The organism is Ulvibacter litoralis (genome assembly GCF_900102055.1).
In the GTDB taxonomy this organism is placed as follows: domain Bacteria; phylum Bacteroidota; class Bacteroidia; order Flavobacteriales; family Flavobacteriaceae; genus Ulvibacter; species Ulvibacter litoralis.
In genome coordinates this window covers 1-1,012 of record NZ_FNBA01000055.1, presented here as the reverse complement: position 1 = coordinate 1,012, position 1,012 = coordinate 1, and the positions used below count along the sequence as shown (strand labels likewise).

Annotated in this window: 1 protein-coding gene; it reads right to left on the bottom strand. The window is 29.7% G+C overall.

From position 1 onward, the window contains the following. Window positions 1-218: 218 nt before the first annotated feature. On the bottom strand, window positions 219-1,012 hold a 794-nt coding region (locus BLQ00_RS17415; protein ID WP_093145593.1), incomplete at its 5' end, for a hypothetical protein.

Genomic DNA, 1,012 nt, shown 5'->3' with positions numbered 1-1,012 from the left:
AACGGGTTTGTATAATAATTGTTGCGTTTGGCGCAGCGCGATGCTGGCAGCGGCGACGAGTTCAAACTACACCTCTTAGTTCCAATTATTCAGAGCTGCGTGAGACTCAGAAAGGCAAGCGAGTTCGAATTTTCAGAAACCAAGATAGTTAAATATTTGTAGAAATCATTAAGTAATTCCCGCAAGAGCAATGATTAGTATACGGTGTTGTAAGCAGTTTAATATGAAAGTAAATCGCAAATCTGACTTACATCAGGAGCAATTTCAAAGTAGGGTTGAATGTTATTCTTTTTTGTATAAAACATTAAGCGAAATTCTTTTTCTTTTGAGAATCTAATATCTTTCTCAAAACCAATTCTTTTTTTTACTGAATCTTTAGCCAAATCAACATTCCGATTACTGTAATTTATTTTCTCTGACTTGAAATACATTGAGTTCTTATTTTTTCTCATACTTAAATGTAAATAATACGAGAAAAGGTGGGGATAATTTATTCTAACATAATATTTCCCGAAATTTTCAATTAGATATTCATTTACTTCAATACTTGTGCATAAAACATAAGCATCTAACATATTCATTGGGGATGTATTAATGTTTTTAAATGTAACGTTTTTAACATTTGGTCCAATGTAAATAGATCCAGTTTTATTTACTTCTGAAATAAAGTCATTATGTTTACCATCATTGGTGTCATTAATAAATTTATCACTAATAGAGGTATTCATTTTCCCTTCGTTCTCATCTCTAGCTTTTAAGTTTTCTAATGTTCTACAAGAATATAAAGTACTTAATCGAATCTTTCCTTTCATAAAATCGACAGCATATTCCTCTTTAGAGAAAAACCGAAATATTGGGTTCTGGTTATTTTCTAAATGTTCAATTATACTAAAATCGTATATATTACACCCTTCGATTCCCTTACAATGATTTTTGTAGTTTAAATTACTAATACTCAAAATAATATTTTTATAAAAATTGCTTACAACGGGTTTGTATAATAATTGTAGCG